The organism is Novosphingobium resinovorum, assembly GCF_036352595.1.
GTDB lineage: Bacteria > Pseudomonadota > Alphaproteobacteria > Sphingomonadales > Sphingomonadaceae > Novosphingobium > Novosphingobium resinovorum_B.
On sequence record NZ_JAZFAX010000023.1, the window covers coordinates 1 to 18751 of the forward strand.

The following is an 18751-nucleotide window of genomic DNA, read 5'->3' on the forward strand; positions in this document are numbered from 1 at the left end:
CCGAGCATGCCCGCCATCCGACAGGCCATCATTGACCGAATATCAAGACCTCCGCCAGACCAATGCCCTCATTGCGGTGGGAGCCTATCAGTCACGCATTTCAAACTTCTGCCAAAGTAGTGCTAGCCCTTCCCCCAACCGTCGCACTTGTGTCATTCTTGCGTGCGAAAGGGCTTCTCGTGAATACCATGGACATGCTGACCGCCAACGAACCCGCGCAGGACGTGGAGGAAACCGAAGACCTCGCCACCCTGCCTTCGCGGTACTTCAACCGCGAACTGAGCTGGCTCGCCTTCAACGAGCGCGTGCTGGCCGAGGCCTGCAACCCGAACTATCCGCTGCTGGAGCGGCTGCGCTTCCTGTCGATCTCGGGCAACAACATCGACGAGTTCCTGATGGTGCGCGTCGCCGGCTTCCACGCGCAGGTGCGCCGCCAGATCGAGGAAATCTCGATGGACGGCCTCACCCCGTCGCAGGCAATCGCGGTCACGCACGAAAAGGTGATGGAGCTGGAGCGAATCCAGCAGGAAACCTGGTCCACCCTCAAGACCCAGCTCGGCGAAGCAGGCATCACCGTCGTCGGCGAGGATGACAAGCTCGACCGCGAGCGCGAGAAGTGGCTGCGCGAATACTTCATCGAGCAGGTCATGCCGGTGATCACCCCGCAGGCGATCGACCCGGCGCACCCCTTCCCCTTCGTCGCCAACCAGGGCATCGGCGTACTGTTCTCGCTGACGCGCGAGGCGGACGAGGCGTCGGTGATGGAGATGGTGCTGATCCCCTCGCCGCTGCCGCGCTTCGTGCGCATTCCGGGCGCCGAGGCATCCTGGATCTCGATCGAGGACCTGATCTGCCGCAACACCGAGGAGCTGTTCCCCGGCTTCCGCTTCAATGGCCACGGCGTGTTCCGCATTCTGCGCGACAGCGACCTCGAGGTCGAGGAAGACGCCGAGGACCTCGTGCGCTACTTCCGCACCGCGATCCAGCGCCGCCGCCGCGGCCTCGTCATCGTGCTGCAGCTGCAGGGCAAGTTCGACCCGGCCGCCGAGGAAATCCTGCGCACGCAGCTGGGCCTCGACAAGGCCCTCATCATGAAGACCGACGGCATCATCGGCTTCTCGGGCCTGTCGGCGATCTGCGACGAGGACCGGCCCGAGCTGAAGTTCGAGCCCTACACCCCGCGCTACCCCGAGCGCATCCTGGAACATGACGGCGACATCTTCGCGGCGATCCGCGAGAAGGACATCGTCGTCCAGCATCCTTACGAGAGCTTCGAGGTCGTCATCGACTTCCTGCGCCAGGCCGCGCTCGACCCGGACGTGGTGGCGATCAAGCAGACGCTCTACCGCGCGGGCAAGCAGTCGGCGATCATCTCGGCGCTGATCCAGGCCGCCGAGCAGGGCAAGTCGGTGACCGCCGTGGTCGAACTGAAAGCCCGTTTCGACGAGGAGCAGAACCTCCTCTGGGCCAGCCAGCTCGAACGCGCGGGCGTCCAGGTGATCTACGGCTTCGTCGACTGGAAGACCCATGCCAAGGTCTCGGCGGTGGTGCGGCGCGAGAACGGTTCGTACCGGACCTACTGCCACTTCGGCACCGGCAACTACCACCCGATCACCGCGCGCGTGTATACCGACCTGTCGTACTTCACCGCCGAACCGGCGGCGGGACGCGACGTGGTGCGCCTGTTCAACTTCATCACCGGCTACGTCGAGCCCAAGAGCCTCGAAATGCTCTCGATCTCCCCGATCTCGCTACGCTCGACCCTCAACGACTGCATCGATGCCGAGATCGCCAATGCCGAAGCCGGCAAGCCCGCGGCGATCTGGGCCAAGCTGAACTCGCTGACCGACCCCGACCTGATCGACCGCCTCTATGCCGCCAGCCGGGCGGGCGTGGACATCGACCTCGTCGTGCGCGGCATCTGCTGCCTGCGTCCGGGCGTGCCGGGCCTGTCGGAGAACATCGCGGTCAAGTCGATCATCGGCCGCTTCCTCGAACACGCGCGTATCTGGGCTTTCGCCAACGGCGCCTACCTGCCAAACCGCCGCGCCAAACTGTTCATCACCTCGGCCGACGGCATGAGCCGCAACCTCGACCGCCGCGTCGAAGTACTGCTGCCGATCCGCAACAAGACGGTGCACGACCAGGTACTCGACCAGGTCATGCTGGCGAACCTGCTGGACTCCGAACAGTCGTGGGATCTGGCGCCGGACGGTTCCTACGACCGCGTCGGCGAAGTGGAGAACCCCTTCAATCTCCACCGCTATTTCATGACCAATCCGTCGCTTTCCGGGCGCGGCGCGGCGCTGGACAGCGGACGCAAGGTGCCCAAGCTGTCGCTGAGGCGTGGCAACATCTGACACGATGCCCAGCCCCTTCGTCATTGCGAGCACGGCGAAGCAATCCAGGGCGGTGTAAAGCTGTCCTGGATTGCTTCGCTGCGCTCGCAATGACGATCGAAAGGTTCGCCTTTTCCCGCGCGAAGACGACGAGAGAGGGGACAACTATGCCCCCGCACACTTCACCTCGGGCGTGCGCCGCTCTAAAGAGCGGGTCGCAACCATCCCCCCTTGTGGTACGTATTGACCAGAATGATCGGCATCAGCCAGTCCAGCGCCAAGCGCGCCATCATCGACATCGGGTCGAACACGGTGCGCCTCGTCGTCTACAACGGGCCGCCGCGCGCGCCGGTCGTGGTCCTGAACGAGAAGGTCAACGCCCGGCTCGGCAAGGATCTGGGCCGTACCGGCGCGATCGGCGAGAAGTCGATGCGCACCGCGCTGGCAGCCCTCGCCCGATTCGCCACGCTGCTGCGGTTCCTGAAGGTCGAAGACGTCGAATGCGTCGCCACCGCCGCCGCGCGCGATGCCTCCAACGGCCCTGAATTCCTGAGCGCGGTGCGCGGCTTCGGCCTGTCCCCCCGCCTGCTTTCCGGGGAGGAGGAAGCCCGCGCCAGCGCCACCGGCGTCATCGCCGCCTTCCCCGGCGCACGCGGCATCGCGGCGGACCTTGGCGGCGGCAGCCTCGAACTGGTGGAAATCGACGCCGCCGCTCCGGGAGGAATTGCCCCCGGCGGCATCACCCTCCCCTTCGGCACCCTGCGCCTGCCGGACTTGCGCGCGGGCGGCCAGCAGAAGTTCGCCGCAGCCGTGCGCGACGGCCTTTCCGCACGCGGCTGGGGGGTGGACGGCCACCACGGCGGACGCGGCATGCCGCTCTACATCGTCGGCGGATCGTGGCGCGCGCTGGCACTGCAGGCGATGCGCGTGCTCGACTGGCCGGTGGACGATCCCCACGGCTTCGAACTCGCCCCGTCGGAGGCGATGCACCTCGCGCGCCATTTCGCCAAGGGCAAGCTGGAAAACCCCGACCCTCGCATCTCCGCCTCGCGCCTCGCCACACTGCCGGATGCGGCGGCGCTGATGGCGCAGATGGTGGGGCAGATGCACCCCTCGCGGCTGATCTTCTCCTCCTGGGGCCTGCGCGAGGGACTGCTGCACATGCAGTTGCCCGCAGAAGTGCAGGCGGAAAGCCCGATGCTGGCGAGCGTCACCGACTTCGCGCAGACCGCCCGCGTCAGTGCCGACGACGCGGTGCGCATCGCGAACTGGACGGCGCCGGCCTGCACCCAGGCGCAAGCCGACGCGCACTTGCGCAAGGCCGCCAGCCTGCTCGCCCTTGCGGCCATGCGCACCGAGCCCAACATGCGCACCGAGGAAGCGCTGACATGGGCGCTGCGCAAGCGCTGGATCGGCCTCGACATGCGCGGGCGCGGGATGATGGCGATGACCGTCTTCGCCAATTCCGGCGAGACGCAGGTGCCGGCGCAGTTCACCAAGCTCGCCAGCGACGAGGACTTGCGCCGCGCGATCGGCTGGGGCCTGGCCGTGCGCCTGTGCCGCCGCCTGACCGGCGGTGTCGCGGGCGGGCTGGAAGCGAGTTCGCTGGCGGTGGAAGCCGGCACGCTGGTGCTGACGATCCGGGACGAAGCCCGTCCGCTCTACGGTGCGGGCAACGGCAAGGATTTGAAGGCGCTGGCCGACTGGCTCGGCCTCGACTGCCGCGTGCAGGACAGTGACGGGGCGGCTATCGAGGGATGAACCGCCATTCGTGACGGTCTCCGGCCCGCAAAGAAAATACCCCGGCGGGCATTCTCTAGACAGGCTCCTAGGGCGTAAACTCATAAATGGCACCATCGAGGCGCCCGAATGGCGAACAACTCGGGCCGAAGTGGCCGCCGGACGGGCTGGTTGCCCGTCCAAGGTCGCTTCGGTGCGAGATGGAAGCCATTCGGGCGTCCGGAGGATTTGACCAAAATGGCCCAGCGCTACGTCGGCAGGCCTTGAGATATCGACATATCCCTTCGCCCTGCCTCCTTGCGCTGAGCCATTTTGCCTCAAACCTCCATGGTGCCATCTATGAGTTTACGCCCTAGTCGCGCAGCCGTTCGATCGCCGCCATCGCCTCGTCGAAGCTGCGATCCATCGCGTTGAGCGAGATGCCGATATCGCCGCCGGTCAGGCTGCGATTGGCCCGCGCGGTCATGCCCAGCACGCCGCGTCCGGGATAGAGCGAGGGATTGCGCAAGTGGAGGATGATCGTCCTCTGCCCCCGGTAACGCCAGACGGTCACGTCGGTGATCTCGCGCCAGGGAATCGTCTCGTCGGACCAGCGCGTCCAGTGGATGCCCCGGCCATCGATGCGCAGTTCGACGCCGCGGGCAAACAGGCGCCTGACCGCGACCGCCGCGCACAGGCCGAAGAACGCGATGCCCGCCCAGCCGATCGCCGCGACGACGGCCGGCGCATAGCGGTCGGACGCCGGCGGCGTACCGAACGCGCCCACCATCCACGCCGCGATGGCCACGAAACCCAGCGACCCCAGCAGGATCAACGCGATGCGCCAGCGGGAGGGAAAGGCCAGGAATTCGTCGGGCATCATCCCTCCCCGCGATCCACCCACCACTGCAGCAGGACATGGGCCACTGCATGCCTGGGCGGCGCGCCGAAGGCCCGGCCCGCTTCGCCCACCGCGACGGCCTCCAGCGCATCGACCACCTCGTCGCGGGTGAACCAGCGCACGTCCTCCAGCTCGGTCTCGTCGATGGTGATCGCCGGATCGTCTGCAAAGGCATGGCAGCCGATCATCAGCGAGGAGGGGAACGGCCAGGGCTGGCTGGCCACATATGTGACGTCGCGCACCCGCACGCCCGCTTCCTCGAACGTCTCGCGCGCGACGGCTTCCTCGATCGTCTCGCCCGGCTCGACGAAGCCCGCGAGCGCGGAGTAGCGCCCCGCCGGAAAGCGCGGCTGGCGGCCCAGCAGCAGGCGCCCGTCGTGCTCCACGGTCATGATCGTGACCGGATCGACGCGCGGGAAGTGCTCCGCCCCGCAGCCGGTGCAACTGCGCTGCCAGCCGCCCTTGGCGAGCACCGTCGGCGCCCCGCAGACCGCGCAGAAGCGGTGCCGCGAATGCCAGCTCACCAGCGCGCGGGCGCCGCCGTAGGCCGCGAGTTCGCCCGGCTCCAGCGCGTTCATCGCATTCCAGCTGGGCGCACCGGCGGCGGGAATGCCCGGCAGCACCTGGGCGAAGCAGCCGCGCGTCCCGTCGAGGCCGAGGAACACCAGCTCCGCATCCGGCGCCACTTCGGCCAGACTGCCCCACTCCAGCCCGCCTTCGGGCCCCATCACCGGATCGAGCCCGTCCAGCCGCAGCAGGCGGGCAGCAGGGCCGATCAGCGCCGCGATGGCATCGGGATTGCCGCGTATGTGATCGGCACGATCGATGGGAGAGCCGCCGAATGCGATGGGGGGCTTGGGTATGGTACGCAGCACGTCAGTGTTTCTCCAGGATCGCCGTCACGTCGGCTTTCAGGGCCTTCTGGAATTCAGGCAGCAGGTCAAAGGCGTTGGGCGGCATGAACTGCACGAACAATTGCGAGCGCAGGGCGTGGACCATGTCGACCATGGCGACCGTCCCCGCCGCGCCCGACCAGCCGTAGACCCCGGCCTCGGCGCCCTGCCCGACGCGGCCGCCCGCGCCGAAGCCCGCCGGGCCGCCGAAACCGGCGGGCATCGTCACGCCCGGCGGCAGCAGGTTGGAAGTGCCGGTAAGCACCGCGCTTTCGACCAGCACGCGCACGCCGCCGATCTCGCCCTTCTGCGCCAGCATGCGCAGGAAGCGATCGTAGTCGCGCGGGGTGCTGACGAGGCCGGCGCCGCCGAACGGGAAAGCCGGGCGGTCCAGGTAGATCGAGGTCGCCCCCTCGTCGATCGGCGCCAGCACGCCGGCGACGGCGGCATAGTTGGTGGTCAGCCGGTGCGCCTCCGCCGCCGGCACCTGGAACCAGGTGCTGGTCATGCCGGCGGGGGCGAAGATCGTCTCGTGCAGGTAGGCGTCGAAGGGGCGGCCGGTCACCACCTCGATCACCCGGCCCATCAGGTCGAGCCCCATCGAATAGTGCCACTGCGTCCCCGGATCGGCGACCAGCGGCACCTCGGCCAGCCGGTCGGCGAACTGCTCCAGCCCCGCCACCGGCTTGCCCCAGTCCAATCCGGGCGCGGTGATGCGGCTGATCTGGCCGGGCACCAGTCCCTTTTCGCGCATCAGCTTCGCGATCGGCCCCTGCTGCACGATCGTATAGCCCAGCCCCGAGGTATGCGTCATGAGGTGGCGCATGGTGATCGGGCGCGGCGCCTTGTGCAGCGCGGTGATCGAGCCGTCATAGCGGTCCTGCACCATCATGTGCGCATAGGCGGGGAGCACCTCGGACACCGGCTGGTCAAGGCCCAGCCTGCCCTCGGCGACCAGTTGCATCGCCGCCATCGCGGTGACCGGCTTGGTCATCGAATAGATGCGGAAGAGACTGTCTGGCGTCACCGGATCGGCATCGGTGAACCCTTCGCAGCCGCGCGCGACGAACTCCGGATCGCGGCCCGGCAGGCCGAGCGAGGCGACCATGCCGGGGAACCTGCCCGGCCCCACCCACCGCTCGATGACGGCGCGCACATTCGGCGCCAGTTCGGGCTGCTGCGCCGCGTGCGCCAGCCGGGGCAGCATTGCGCCCCCGCCGATACCGAGCCCTGCCATGGCGGCCATCCGCAGGATCATGCGCCGGTCAAGCCCGGAATACAGAGCTTCGATCATGCGTCCTCCCTTTCCGCCAGAGCAAGCCGCGCGGCCTTGGCGAACAATGTCGGCAGCCCCGCCTCGTCGAGCCGGTCGAGCGGCCACCATTCGCCTTCTCCCGCCCCCAGCGCTTCCAGCGCCTCGACCTCATCGCCGAGATAGACCGAGAGGTTCAGCTCCAGCGCGAAGTGAGTGAAGACGTGGCCGACCTTGCCCGCGCTTTCCCATGGCCCGGCGAGCGGCCCTTCGCCGCTGCCGTCGGCCCGCGCCGCCCAGCCGTCGTCAGGCAGCGCGCGCATGCCGCCGAGCATGCCGCTGCCGGGGCGCCGCACCAGCCAGACCGCCGACTCATCGCGCTCGATCCAGAAGGCGCGGCCCTGCCGCACCGCCCTGGCCTTCTTCGCGGCCTTGACCGGTAGCCGTCCGGGATCGCCGCTGCGCCGCGCAAGGCAGGGCGCGGCGATCGGGCACAGCAGGCAGCGCGGATTGCGCGAGGTGCAGACAGTCGCGCCAAGGTCCATCATCGCCTGCGCAAAGTCTCCGGCGCGCGCATCGGGCGTGATCGCGTCCGCCTTCTCGCGGATCGCGGGGCGCGATCCGGGCAGCGGCTCCTCGATCGCGAAGAGGCGCGAGACGACACGCTCGACATTGGCATCGACCACCACCGCCCGCCGCCCGAAGGCGATCGCGGCGACGGCGGCGGCGGTATAGGCTCCCAGCCCCGGCAGCGCACGCAAGGCGTCCTCGGTGTCGGGAAAGGCACCGCGCGCCGCCACCTCGCGCGCGCAGGCGAGCAGGTTGCGGGCACGGGCGTAATAGCCCAGCCCCGCCCAGGCGGCCATGACTTCGCCGTCCTCGGCCGCCGCCAGCGCCGCCACCGTCGGCCAGCGCGCGGTGAAGGCGGCGAAATAGTCCTTCACCGCCGCCACCGTGGTCTGCTGCAGCATCACCTCGGACAGCCACACGCGGTAGGGATCGGGGGCCGGGCTGCCGGGCCGGGCGCGCCACGGCAGGTCGCGCGCGTGGGCGTCGTACCAGTCGAGCAGCAGCGTCGCGATTGCAGTATCCGAACTGGCGTCCATGCCAGTGCTATGGCATTGGATCGCCGGCAATGGAACGGAATAGCGGCAAACAACCGGGCGGACCCACGCCCCCGGCCTCGAAGAAGGGCTCCGGCGCCCCGCGCCAGTTCGAGCGCGCGCGCGGCGGCCCGGCGCGCCAGATCTCGGACCTCATGCCCGAAGTGGGGCGCACCGCCTTCCGGCGCTTCGGCTTCGTGCAGTCGAGCGTGGTGTCGCGCTGGCCCGAGATCGTCGGCCCCCGCCACGCGCGCATCTGCTCGCCGGAATCGATCCGCTTCCCGCCCGGGGAAAAGAGCGGGGGCATCCTGCAACTGGTGGTCGTGCCGGCGCATGCGCCGATGATCCAGCATGTGATCCCCGAGATCGTCGAGCGGGTGAACCGCTTCTTCGGCTACAACGCGGTGGCCAAGGTGAAACTTCGGCAAGGCGAGGTTAAGGCACCGCCCTCCACTCAGCCCCGCCCGTCCGCGCCGCCTTCGCTCAAGCCGGTGCCGTTCGAGCTTGGGGAATCGCTGCGCGACATCGGCGACCCGGAGCTTCGCGCGGTGCTGGAATCGCTGGCGCGCAGCATGGGCGCGCAATCGAACTCGTCCGAAAACCAGGAAGATACGTGATGACGAAGACCGCCGTTCGCGCCGTGGCGCTCGCCGCCTGTGCCGTGCTCAGCGTTGCCGCCGCCCCCAAGGGCGCGGCGCCCAGGAAGGGCCTGCCCGCCACTTCCACGAACTGGGGGGCGACCACCGCCGTCACCGCCAACGGCAGCCACCGCCTCGGCAACCCCGAAGCGCCGCTCAAGCTGGTCGAATACGTCAGCTACACCTGCCCGCACTGCGCCCACTTCGTGAAGGAGGCGGACCCGGTGCTGCGCCTGACGATGGTGCCCAAGGGCCAGATCTCGGTCACCGTCACCAATTTTCTGCGCAACCCGATCGACCTCACCGTCGCCATGCTGACCAACTGCGGCGACCCGAAGCGCTTCTTCGTGCGCCACAACGCCTTCTTCGCCGCGCAGGACAAGTGGCTGGCCAAGGCCGAGGCCACCAACCGCGAGCAGCAGCAGCGCTGGTACCAGGGCGACTTCCCCGCCCGCATGCGCGCGATCTCCAGCGACCTGGGGTTCTACGACCAGACCGCCGCCTGGGGCCTCAGCCGCGTGCAGACCGACCAGTGCCTGTCCGACGCGGCCGCGCTGGACCGGATCAAGGGCCAGCAGACCGACGTGCAGGCGCTCGGCCTGACGGGGACGCCCAGCTTCACCCTCAACGGCGAACTGCTCGACGGGCATGACTGGGCCTCGGTATCCAAGGCGATCACCGACAAGCAGGCACAGCAGCGCGCCGGGAATATCTGATCCAGGAACCCACCCCCAGCCCCTCCCGCTTGCGGGAGGGGAGAAAAAGCCAAACCGTCTGCACTCCCCTCCCGCAAGCGGGAGGGGCTGGGGGTGGGTACCCGCGACAACTCACCACACTTGTGGAATACCGCCGTCCACGCTTCGTTTTCCCCGCTCCATGGGCTAGCCCTGTAACAAATCCACACGAAGGATTCGCCTCCCGATGACCCGCACCCGTTTCCGCTCGATCGCCCTCGGCCTGGTGGTCGCCCCGCTCGCGCTCGGCCTCGCCGCCTGCGGCAAGAAGGACGAGGCCCCGACCGCTGGCGCGCCGATCGCGAAGATCGCCCCGCCCGCCGGCAAGCAGTGGGCCGACACGATCGAGAAGACCGCCGAGGGCGGCTATCGCATGGGCAACCCCAATGCCCCGATCAAGCTGGTCGAATACGGCGCGCTCAGCTGCTCGCACTGCGCCCTGTTCGCGCAGCAGAGCTTCGGCGCCCTGCGCGACGACTACGTCGCCAGCGGCCGCGTCAGCTACGAGCTGCGCTACTTCATGCTGAACGCGCTCGACGTGCCCGCCTCGCTGCTCGCCACTTGCGGTTCCACCGAGGCGGTGATTCCGCTCAGCGAGCAGTTCTGGGCCTGGCAGCCGGCGATGTTCGAAAAGCTGCAGGCCGCCGACAAGAGCCAGCTCGCCGCGATTGACGCCCTGCCCAAGGACAAGCAGCTCGCCGCCTTCGCGGAAGTGGCGGGGATGAGCGAGTTCTTCGCATCGCGCGGGATCGCCCGCGACCAGGGCGCAGCCTGCCTTGCCGACACCGCCAAGGCCCGCGCCCTCGCCGACGGCACCCAGAAGGCGACCGAGCAGTTCAACGTCTCGGGCACCCCCACCTTCATCATCAACGGCAACAACGTCGGTTCGATGGAGTGGGACAAGCTGGAGCCCAAGCTCAAGGAAGCAGGCGCGCGCTGACCGGCGTGATCGCCTGACAGCCCCTCGATGCGCATCCACCGGCTAAAGCTCAGCGGATTCAAGAGCTTCGTCGAGCCGGCGGAACTGCGCATCGATCCGGGGCTGACCGGCGTGGTCGGCCCCAACGGCTGCGGCAAGTCCAACCTGCTCGAAGCGATCCGCTGGGTCATGGGCGAAAGCTCGCCCAAGTCGATGCGCGGCGGCGGGATGGAGGACGTGATCTTCGCGGGCACGGACAAGCGCCCGCCCCGCGCCTTCGCCGAAGTCGTGCTCAAGGCGGAAACCGCGCCGAACGCCGAAGGCGTGCGCGACGAGCTCGAAGTCGTGCGCCGTATCGAGCGCGGCGCGGGCAGCGCCTACCGCATCAACGGGCGGGACGTGCGCGCCAAGGACGTGGCGCTGATCTTCGCCGATGCCGCCACCGGTGCGCACAGCCCGGCACTGGTATCGCAAGGCCGCATCGCCGCCGTCATCGCCGCCAAGCCCGCCGAGCGCCGCGCCATGCTGGAGGAGGCCGCGGGCATCGCGGGCCTCCATGTCCGCCGCAAGGACGCGGAGCAGCGCCTGCGCGCCACCGAGGCCAACCTCGCCCGCCTCGACGACATCATGGCGGGCCTCGACAAGCAGGTCGGCACGCTCCGGCGCCAAGCGAAAGCGGCAGAGCGCTACAAGGCCCTGACCGACCAGATCCGCCTCGCCGAAGCCCGCGTCGTCTTCGCCCGCTGGCGCGAGGCCGCTGCCGCCGCCGATGCTGCTCGCAAGGAAGCGCAGGCGTCCGAGGAGCGCGTCGCCGTGGCGCAGGCGCTCGCAGTGGAAGCCCAAAGCCAGCAGGCCGCCGCCGCCGAGACGCTGGCGGAGGCCCGCGACGAACTCGCCGACCGCCGCGACGATGCCAATGCGCAAGGCCACCGCATGGCGACGCTGACCAGCCAGCTCGAAGCCGCCGAGCAGCGCCTCGCCGACCTCGACCGCCAGCGCACCCGGCTGGAAGAAGACCGCCATGACGCCGACCGCCTCACCCGCGACGCCGCCGAAGCCCTAGCCCGGCTGGAGCGCGAGTTGTCCGAGGGCGAAAAGCAGCTCGCCGCCGATGAAGCGCAGCGCCCGCGCTTCGCCAACATGGTCGATGGCGCCGAACAGGCCAGCCGCGCCGCCGAACTCGATCTCGCGCAGGCGACCGCCAAGCAAGCGGGCGTCGAGGCCGAATGGCGCATCGCCGAAGCCGAACTGACGCAGGCGAAGGCGCGGCAGGCCCGCGTGGCGCAGGACGTCGCCCGGATCGAGGCGCAAGTCGCCGCCCTGCCCGACCTCGGCGATCTCGAAACCGCCATCGCCGCCGCCCGCGCCAAGGCAGAGGAGGCCAGCGCCGCCCTCGCCCGCTCGCGCGAGGGGCTGGAGGACATGCAGGCGCGCAAGACCGCGCTACAGGCCGACCGCGACGCCGCCGCCTCAGCGCTGGCAGGCGCGCGTGCGGACCTGACGGGCATCGAACGCGAGCACGCCGCCCTCGTTCGTGACCGCGAGGCACGCGCGAAGGGCGCCAAGGCCGCGCATGGCCTGCCCGTCGCCATCGACGCGGTGCGCGCCGCGCCCGGCTACGAACGCGCCGTCGCCGCCGTCCTCGGCCGCGACGCCAAGGCCCCGCTGGGCGCCGTGCCGAACACCGACGGCCGCTTCTGGACCGGTGCCGAGACCCCCGCCCCGGTCTCCGACAGCCTCGCCGCGCATGTCGCGCAGTGCCCGCCCGAACTCGCGGCCCGCCTCGCGCTGGTGCATGTGGTCGAGGCGGACGATGCGCGCGCGCTCAAGCCCGGCGAATGGCTGGTCACCCGCGCGGGCGTGCTGCGCCGCTGGGACGGCTTCGTCGCGCGCGGCGAAGGTGCCGCCGAAGCCGCAAGGCTGGAAGCGGAGAACCGCTTCGCCGAGCTGGATGCCAAGCTCCCCCCCTTGCGAGAAGCGGTCACCACCGCCGAGGCGAAGCAGGCCGCCGTGCAGCAGGAATTGGCCGACCTCTCCTCCCGCGTGATCGCCGCCGAACGCGCCATCGCCTCGGCGGCCGAGGCCGAGCGCAGCGCCTTGCGCGCCGTCGATCAGGCCGAGGATGCCCGCGGCCGCCAGCAGGCCCGCCGCGCCGAACTCGACGCGACGCTCGCCGAAACCGCCGACCAGCGCGCGGGCGTGGACGCCGAAGTCACCGCCGCCGAGGCGAAACGCGCTGCCCTGCCCGATCCCGCCACCGGCCGCGCCGAACTGCAGGCCGCGCAAGCCCGCAACGGCGAGGCGCGCTCCGCCTTGCAGCACGCGATGGCGGCGCTCGCGGGCCACGACCAGGCGCTCGCCGTCGCGCGCGAACGCACCACCACCCAGCGCGCCGACATTCGCGGCTGGCAGGCCCGCTCGGGCGATGCCGCGAACCGCCTCGCGCAGATGGCCGGACGGTTGGAAGAGATCGAGACCGAACGCGCGATCATGGCCGCCAAGCCCCCCTCGCTGATGGCCCAGATCGAACAGGGCGAGGCGATCCGCATGCGCCTCGGCGATGAACTCGCCAAGGCCGAAGCTGCCGTGAACGCCGCCACCGAAGCCGCGAAACGCGCCGACACCGCCCTCTCCGCCGCGCAGGAAACCCTTGCCGCCGCGCGCGAAAGCCGCGCCGGAGCCTCCGCGCGCGCCGAGCACGAGGAGCAGCGCCGCACCGAAATGAACCGCCTCTCGGGCGAGCGCTTCCAGTGCCCGCCGCCGGTCCTGCCCGAGCGCTTCGCCTTCGCCCCCGCCGAAGTGGGCGGCGCCGAGGCCGAAGGCAGCGGCATGGACCGCCTTGTCGCCGAGCGCGAGCGCATCGGCCCGGTCAATCTCGTCGCCGCCGACGAACTCGCCGAAGCCGAAGCGCAGCTGGGCCTCTCGGTCAGCGAGAAGGCCGAACTGACCGAAGCCGTAAACCGCCTGCGTGGCTCCATCGGCAACCTCAACCGCGAGGGCCGCGAACGCCTGCGCGCCGCCTTCGAGGCGGTGGACGGCCATTTTCGCCGCCTGTTCCAGCAGTTGTTCCAGGGCGGCCAGGCGCACCTCGCGCTCGTCGATTCGGACGATCCGCTGGAGGCCGGTCTCGAAATCTACGCCCAGCCGCCAGGCAAACGCCTGCAGTCGCTCACCCTGCTTTCGGGCGGCGAGCAGGCCCTGACGGCGGTGGCGCTGATTTTCGGCCTGTTCCTGACCAATCCAGCGCCGATCTGCGTGCTGGACGAAGTCGATGCCCCGCTCGACGACGCCAATATCGAGCGTTTCTGCGACCTGCTCGAGGCGATGACGAAGGAAACCGACACCCGCTACCTCGTCGTCACTCACAATGCGGTGACGATGAGCCGCATGCACCGTCTGTTCGGCGTGACGATGGTGGAAAAGGGCATCTCCCGTCTCGTCAGCGTGGACCTCGGCGGCGCGGAGGAACTGCTGGCGGCGGCGGTGTGAGGTTGACCGGCGGGGTTTTTGTAGTTACTTTAATTTAACTGGCCCATCGTAGCCGATCCAACGATCACCGTCCGCAGACGCTGGAGATGCGGTCATTGCGGATTGAATATGACGAGGCGAAGCGCCGGAAGATTCTGGCTGAACGCGGAATCGACATTGCCGATGCGCATAGGGTCTTTGCAGATACGCATATTCAGGTTCTGGACGATCGCAAGGACTACGGCGAGACCCGCTATCGCGTCTTCGGGTTTCTCCATGGTCGCCGCGTATCGCTGGTCTGGACACCGCGCGACGGCAACCGTCGGATCATCACGATAAGGCATGCGCATCATGGAGAACACCAAGCCCGCTTCCGAACCCTGGATTGACCCGGACGACGACGACGTCGAATGGACCGAGGAAATGTTCCGCATGGCCGCCATCTACAAGGGCGACCAGCTGATCCGCCCGGCCTCGGGCTCGCTCAAGTCGATCGGCCGCCCACTCGCCGCCAATCCCAAGAAGCAGGTCACGCTACGCCTCGATCCCGATGTGGTCGAGGCGTTCCGCGCCACCGGCAAGGGCTGGCAGTCGCGCATCAATGCCGAACTGCGCAAGGCGCTCGGGATCTAGCCCAGCACGAAGCGCGGCCCCGGCCCTTGCGCGCCCGCGACGTCATCGGCGTTGTAGAGACGGCATTTCGTCAGACTGAGGCAGCCGCAGCCGATGCATTCGTCCAGCTTGCGCCGGGTCAGTTCGAGCAGTGCGATCTTCTCGTCGATCGATGTGCGCATCGAGCGGCTGATGCGCTCCCAGTCGGCCAATGTCGGCGTGCGGCCTTGCGGAAGGTCGGCCAGTTCGCGCTCGATCTCGGCCAGCGCGAGGCCCAGCTTCTGCGCGATCAGGATGAAGCTGACGCGGCGAATGTCGGAGCGCAGAAACCGGCGCTGGTTGCCCGGGGTGCGCAGCGCCTGCAGCAGCCCCTTCTCCTCGTAGAAACGCAAAGCCGATACCGCGACGCCGGTGCGCCGCGCCAGTTCGCCGATGGTGATGAAGCGGTCCGCGACCAGATCGATATCCTTCCGAAAGCGCTTGATCTCAAGTAAGGTTGAGGTTGCACTTTTGCCAAGCCGGTTGATTCGCCGGTGACGCAGGAGAAATTAGAATGGCCCAGGGCCGCCTCGAACATGCCAACCTCACCGTCAGCGACATCGAGCGTTCGTCCGCCTTGCTGCAGGACTTGCTCGGCTGGCACGAACGCTGGCGCGGGCCTGCCATCAACGGCGGCGAGACGATCCACGTCGGCGGGGATTTCAGTTACATCGCCGTCTATACCGACCGCCGGGAACGCGGGCGCTACGGCAAGGGTGCGCCGCTGAACCACGTGGGGCTTGTGGTCGACGATCTCGACGCGGCGGAACAGGTGGTGCTTGCCGCAGGCCTCGAACCCTTCAACCACGCCGATTACGACCCGGGCCGCCGGTTCTACTTCTTCGACTGGGACGGGATCGAGTTCGAGCTGGTCAGCTACGCGTAGGCAATCAGATCACGCCCGCATTGCCGACCACCCAGCACGCCAGCGCCATCACCAGCCCGGCATCGCGGTTGGAGCGGAAGCGGGCGAGCGCGTTCTCGCCGTCCGCCGGGTCCAGCGTCATGACCTGGAAGCCCAGATGCAGCGCCATCGGCACCAGCGCGACGAGCGCCACCCAGTCCGGCCGCATCGCCCAGAACGCCAGCGCCCACAGCGCCAGCGCGAGGGCGTAGAAGCCGCCGACGCCGCCCTTCACCCGCGCGCCGAGGCGCCGGGCGGAGGAACGGATGCCGACGATCGCGTCGTCCTCGATGTCCTGGATCGCGTAGATCGTGTCGTAGCCGATGCACCACACGATCGAACCGAGGTAGAGCGCCGCCAGCGCCTCCAGATGATCGCTGCGGATCTCGATCCAGCCGACCAGCGCCCCCCAGGTGAAGACCATGCCCAGCCACGCCTGCGGCCACCACGTAATGCGCTTCATGAACGGATAGGCGGCGACAAGGCCGACGCTGCCGAGCGCGACCAGCTGGGCGGGCGGGCGCAGCTGGAACAGCACGACCAGCCCGACGGCGCATAGCATCAGCAGCCAGGTCCAGGCCGCGCCCTTGCTGACGCGGCCGCTCGCGACCGGGCGCTGCGCGGTGCGGGCGACGCGGCGGTCGAGGTCGGCATCGACGATGTCGTTGAGCACACAGCCCGCGCCGCGCATCGCGATCGAGCCGAGCAGCAGCCAGGCGATCAGGCTCCAACGGCTTTCGCCACCTGCCAGTAGAACGCCCCAGACGCAGGGCCAGAACAGCAGCCACCAGCCGATCGGCCGGTCGAATCGCGCCAGCATCGCGAAGTCGCGAAACGGCTGCGGCAGCATCGACACGAGCCCGCGATGCTGGCTGTCAGGGACGAGCGAAGGTTCGAGCATCGCGCGATGAGTAGTGCATCGCGCGCGTCCTGTCATGCCCGAACGTGTCTGGTGAACACAGCTTGCCCACCGTTGCATCCTCTCCGCCGAGGCGCGAAAAGGGCGCTTCAGCCCGAGGAACCCGTTGAAGATGCCCGCAACCCCCGCCTGGCCGCCCCGCTCCGCGCCGCGTCTGTTCGTCCCCGGACCGCTCGTCGAAGGTGGGCAGATCGCGCTGGAAGGCCAGCAGGCGCACTATCTCGGCAAGGTCATGCGAGTCGGCGCGGGCGACGCGGTGATCGCCTGCGACGATGCCACCGGCGAATGGGCCTGCGAGGTGGTTTCCGCCGGAAAGCGCGACGTCGTGCTCTCGGTCCGCATGAAGCTGCGCGAGCGTGAGGACGTGCCGGACTTCGTGCTCTGCGCCGCGCTGCTCAAGAAGCCGAACTTCGACCTCGTGCTGGAAAAGGCCACCGAACTGGGGGTCGCCGCCGTGCAGCCGGTCGTCACCCGGCGCTGCGTGGCCGACAAGCTCAACCCCGAACGCGCTGCCACCATCGTCACCGAGGCGGCCGAGCAATGCGCCCGCACCGCCCTGCCCCGCGTCGAGGAACCGGCCCGGCTCGAAGCGCTATTGCGCGACTGGCCCGAGGACCGCGCCCTGTTCTTCGCCGATGAACAGGGCGGCGCCCCTGCGGCAGCCGCCTTCGCCGCGCACAAAGGCCCGGCCGCGCTGCTCGTCGGCCCTGAGGGCGGCTTCGACGATACCGAGCGGGAGCTGGTCCGCGCCCATCCCCAGGCCCGCGCGATCACGCTGGGCCCGCGCATCCTGCGGGCCGAAACCGCCTGCATTTCCGCCATCGGGCTATGGATGGCGGTGTCCGGAGATTGGACATGACAGGAATGTTAGACTGACCGGTACAAAAAGTTCTGGCGCGGCGCCGAAGGGCACACTAATTCCGCGCCCATGAGCACTCGTGAGGTTTCGGATCGCGAAGATCCGGTTATCGAAAACCTGTCCCAACTCGCCGAGCCGATGGCCGCGGGCGAAAAGCCGCGCGAGGCGTGGCGCATCGGCACCGAGCACGAGAAATTCGTCTACGACACCGCCGACCACCACGCGCCTTCGTACACCGAAAAGGGCGGCATCCGCGACCTGCTGGGCGAACTGACCCAGTTCGGCTGGACGCCGATCGAGGAAGGCGGAAACGTCATCGCACTCAAGGGCGCGGACGGCAACGTCAGCCTCGAACCCGCAGGCCAGCTGGAACTGTCGGGCGCGCCGCTCGAAAACCTGCACCAGACCTGCGCCGAGACCGGGCGCCACCTTTCCGAAGTGAAGCAGGTCGGCGAAAAGCTGGGCAAGGCCTACCTCGGCCTCGGCATGTGGCCGGACAAGACCCGCGAAGAGCTGCCGATCATGCCCAAGGGGCGCTACGGCATCATGCTGAACCACATGCCGCGCGTCGGCTCGATGGGCCTCGACATGATGCTGCGCACCTGCACCATCCAGGTGAACCTCGACTATTCCAGCGAAGCCGACATGGTGCAGAAGTTCCGCACCTCGCTGGCATTGCAGCCGCTGGCGACCGCGCTGTTCGCGAACTCGCCCTTCACCGAGGGCAAGCCCAACGGCTACCTTTCGTACCGCAGCCATATCTGGTCGGACACCGATCCGCACCGCACCGGCATGCTGCCCTTCGTGTTCGAGGACGGCTTCGGCTACGAACGCTATGTCGAGTACATGCTGGACGTGCCGATGTACTTCGTGTTCCGCGACGGCAAGTACATCGACGCCGCCGGCCTCTCCTTCCGCGACTTCCTCAAGGGCGAGCTTTCAGTGCTCCCCGGCGAGAAGCCGCGCCTGTCGGACTGGCAGGACCACCTCTCCACCGCCTTCCCCGAAGTGCGCCTGAAGTCCTTCCTCGAAATGCGCGGCGCCGACGGCGGACCGTGGGGCCGCATCTGCGCTCTGCCCGCGCTGTGGGTGGGCCTGCTCTACGACCAGAGCGCGCTCGACGCGGCCTGGGATCTGGTCAAGGACTGGGACATGGAAGGCCGCGAAGCCCTGCGCTCGGCCGCGCCGAAGCTCGGCCTCGACGCACCCCTCCCCGGCGGCGGCACTCTGCGCGACATCGCGGGCGAAGTGGTCGATATCGCGCGCTCGGGTCTTGCCGCGCGTGGCCACCTGAACTCGGCGGGCGACAACGAGACGGGCTATCTCGAACCGCTGGCCGAGATCGTGAAGACCGGCAAGGTTCCGGCGCAGCGCCTGCTCGACCTGTATAATGGCGAGTGGGGCGGGGATCTTTCCAAGGTCTATGCGCTGAAGACGTTTTAAGGGGTGAAA

17 protein-coding genes are annotated in these 18751 nt (G+C 68.8%); 11 read left to right on the top strand and 6 right to left on the bottom strand.

What is annotated here, in order from left to right:
* Nucleotides 1-188 precede the first annotated feature (188 nt).
* On the top strand, nt 189-2360 hold the full coding sequence (locus V2S85_RS18915; RefSeq protein ID WP_008831082.1) for an RNA degradosome polyphosphate kinase: 2172 nt from the start codon (nt 189-191) through the stop codon (nt 2358-2360).
* A gap of 231 nt (nt 2361-2591) precedes the next feature.
* On the top strand, nt 2592-4100 hold the full coding sequence (locus V2S85_RS18920) for a Ppx/GppA family phosphatase (protein ID WP_330704378.1): 1509 nt from the start codon (nt 2592-2594) through the stop codon (nt 4098-4100).
* 331 nt (nt 4101-4431) lie between these two features.
* On the opposite strand, the gene V2S85_RS18925 is transcribed toward V2S85_RS18920, so the two are convergent.
* The 4 genes from V2S85_RS18925 to V2S85_RS18940 are packed head-to-tail and all read right to left on the bottom strand — an operon-like array spanning nt 4432 to nt 8210.
* Nucleotides 4432-4938, bottom strand: a complete 507-nt coding sequence (locus V2S85_RS18925) for an STM3941 family protein (protein ID WP_330704379.1) — start codon at nt 4936-4938, stop codon at nt 4432-4434.
* Nucleotides 4938-5834, bottom strand: coding sequence for an NAD(+) diphosphatase (gene nudC / locus V2S85_RS18930; RefSeq protein ID WP_330704380.1), 897 nt, complete (start codon nt 5832-5834; stop codon nt 4938-4940). Before nudC ends, V2S85_RS18925 begins: the two co-directional genes overlap by 1 nt.
* A 1-nt stretch (nt 5835) precedes the next feature.
* Nucleotides 5836-7146, bottom strand: a complete 1311-nt coding sequence (locus V2S85_RS18935) for a serine hydrolase domain-containing protein (RefSeq protein WP_330704381.1) — start codon at nt 7144-7146, stop codon at nt 5836-5838.
* Nucleotides 7143-8210 (bottom strand): A/G-specific adenine glycosylase, encoded by a 1068-nt coding sequence (locus V2S85_RS18940; protein ID WP_330704382.1) that lies wholly within the window; start codon nt 8208-8210, stop codon nt 7143-7145. Before V2S85_RS18940 ends, V2S85_RS18935 begins: the two co-directional genes overlap by 4 nt.
* 29 nt (nt 8211-8239) lie before the next feature.
* Between V2S85_RS18940 and V2S85_RS18945 the strand changes: the two genes are divergently transcribed.
* The 6 genes from V2S85_RS18945 to V2S85_RS18970 all read left to right on the top strand — a co-directional run bounded on the left by V2S85_RS18945 (nt 8240) and on the right by V2S85_RS18970 (nt 14599).
* Entirely contained in the window at nt 8240-8824 is a 585-nt protein-coding gene (locus V2S85_RS18945; RefSeq protein WP_330704383.1) for a DUF721 domain-containing protein, read from the top strand.
* Nucleotides 8824-9561: a DsbA family protein gene (locus V2S85_RS18950; protein ID WP_330704384.1), complete on the top strand. Its 738-nt coding sequence runs from the start codon at nt 8824-8826 to the stop codon at nt 9559-9561. The genes V2S85_RS18945 and V2S85_RS18950 overlap by 1 nt, the downstream gene beginning before the upstream one ends.
* A 205-nt stretch (nt 9562-9766) precedes the next feature.
* Nucleotides 9767-10519, top strand: a complete 753-nt coding sequence (locus V2S85_RS18955) for a thioredoxin domain-containing protein (protein WP_330704385.1) — start codon at nt 9767-9769, stop codon at nt 10517-10519.
* A gap of 27 nt (nt 10520-10546) precedes the next feature.
* Nucleotides 10547-13987: a chromosome segregation protein SMC gene (smc, locus tag V2S85_RS18960; RefSeq protein WP_330704386.1), complete on the top strand. Its 3441-nt coding sequence runs from the start codon at nt 10547-10549 to the stop codon at nt 13985-13987.
* A 95-nt stretch (nt 13988-14082) separates the two neighbouring features.
* The gene (locus V2S85_RS18965) at nt 14083-14355 is read left to right on the top strand and encodes a BrnT family toxin (RefSeq protein ID WP_419198218.1); all 273 of its coding nucleotides are present in this window, start codon (nt 14083-14085) and stop codon (nt 14353-14355) included.
* Complete coding sequence (locus tag V2S85_RS18970) at nt 14318-14599, top strand: BrnA antitoxin family protein (RefSeq protein WP_285016848.1); 282 nt, start codon at nt 14318-14320, stop codon at nt 14597-14599. The genes V2S85_RS18965 and V2S85_RS18970 overlap by 38 nt, the downstream gene beginning before the upstream one ends.
* Here the strand turns inward: V2S85_RS18970 and soxR are convergent.
* Complete coding sequence (gene soxR, locus V2S85_RS18975; RefSeq protein WP_370424440.1) at nt 14596-15018, bottom strand: redox-sensitive transcriptional activator SoxR; 423 nt, start codon at nt 15016-15018, stop codon at nt 14596-14598. The two genes, V2S85_RS18970 and soxR, sit on opposite strands and share 4 nt — an antisense overlap.
* 113 nt (nt 15019-15131) lie before the next feature.
* Between soxR and V2S85_RS18980 the strand changes: the two genes are divergently transcribed.
* Complete coding sequence (locus V2S85_RS18980) at nt 15132-15503, top strand: VOC family protein (protein WP_036525922.1); 372 nt, start codon at nt 15132-15134, stop codon at nt 15501-15503.
* Between the two features lie 4 nt (nt 15504-15507).
* On the opposite strand, the gene ubiA is transcribed toward V2S85_RS18980, so the two are convergent.
* Nucleotides 15508-16422, bottom strand: coding sequence for a 4-hydroxybenzoate octaprenyltransferase (gene ubiA, locus V2S85_RS18985; RefSeq protein ID WP_008828920.1), 915 nt, complete (start codon nt 16420-16422; stop codon nt 15508-15510).
* 130 nt (nt 16423-16552) lie between these two features.
* On the opposite strand from ubiA, the gene V2S85_RS18990 reads away from it, so the two are divergent.
* Entirely contained in the window at nt 16553-17299 is a 747-nt protein-coding gene (locus V2S85_RS18990) for a 16S rRNA (uracil(1498)-N(3))-methyltransferase (RefSeq protein ID WP_330704388.1), read from the top strand.
* Between the two features lie 69 nt (nt 17300-17368).
* The gene (locus V2S85_RS18995; protein ID WP_330704389.1) at nt 17369-18742 is read left to right on the top strand and encodes a glutamate--cysteine ligase; all 1374 of its coding nucleotides are present in this window, start codon (nt 17369-17371) and stop codon (nt 18740-18742) included.
* The last annotated feature ends 9 nt before the right edge of the window (nt 18743-18751 follow it).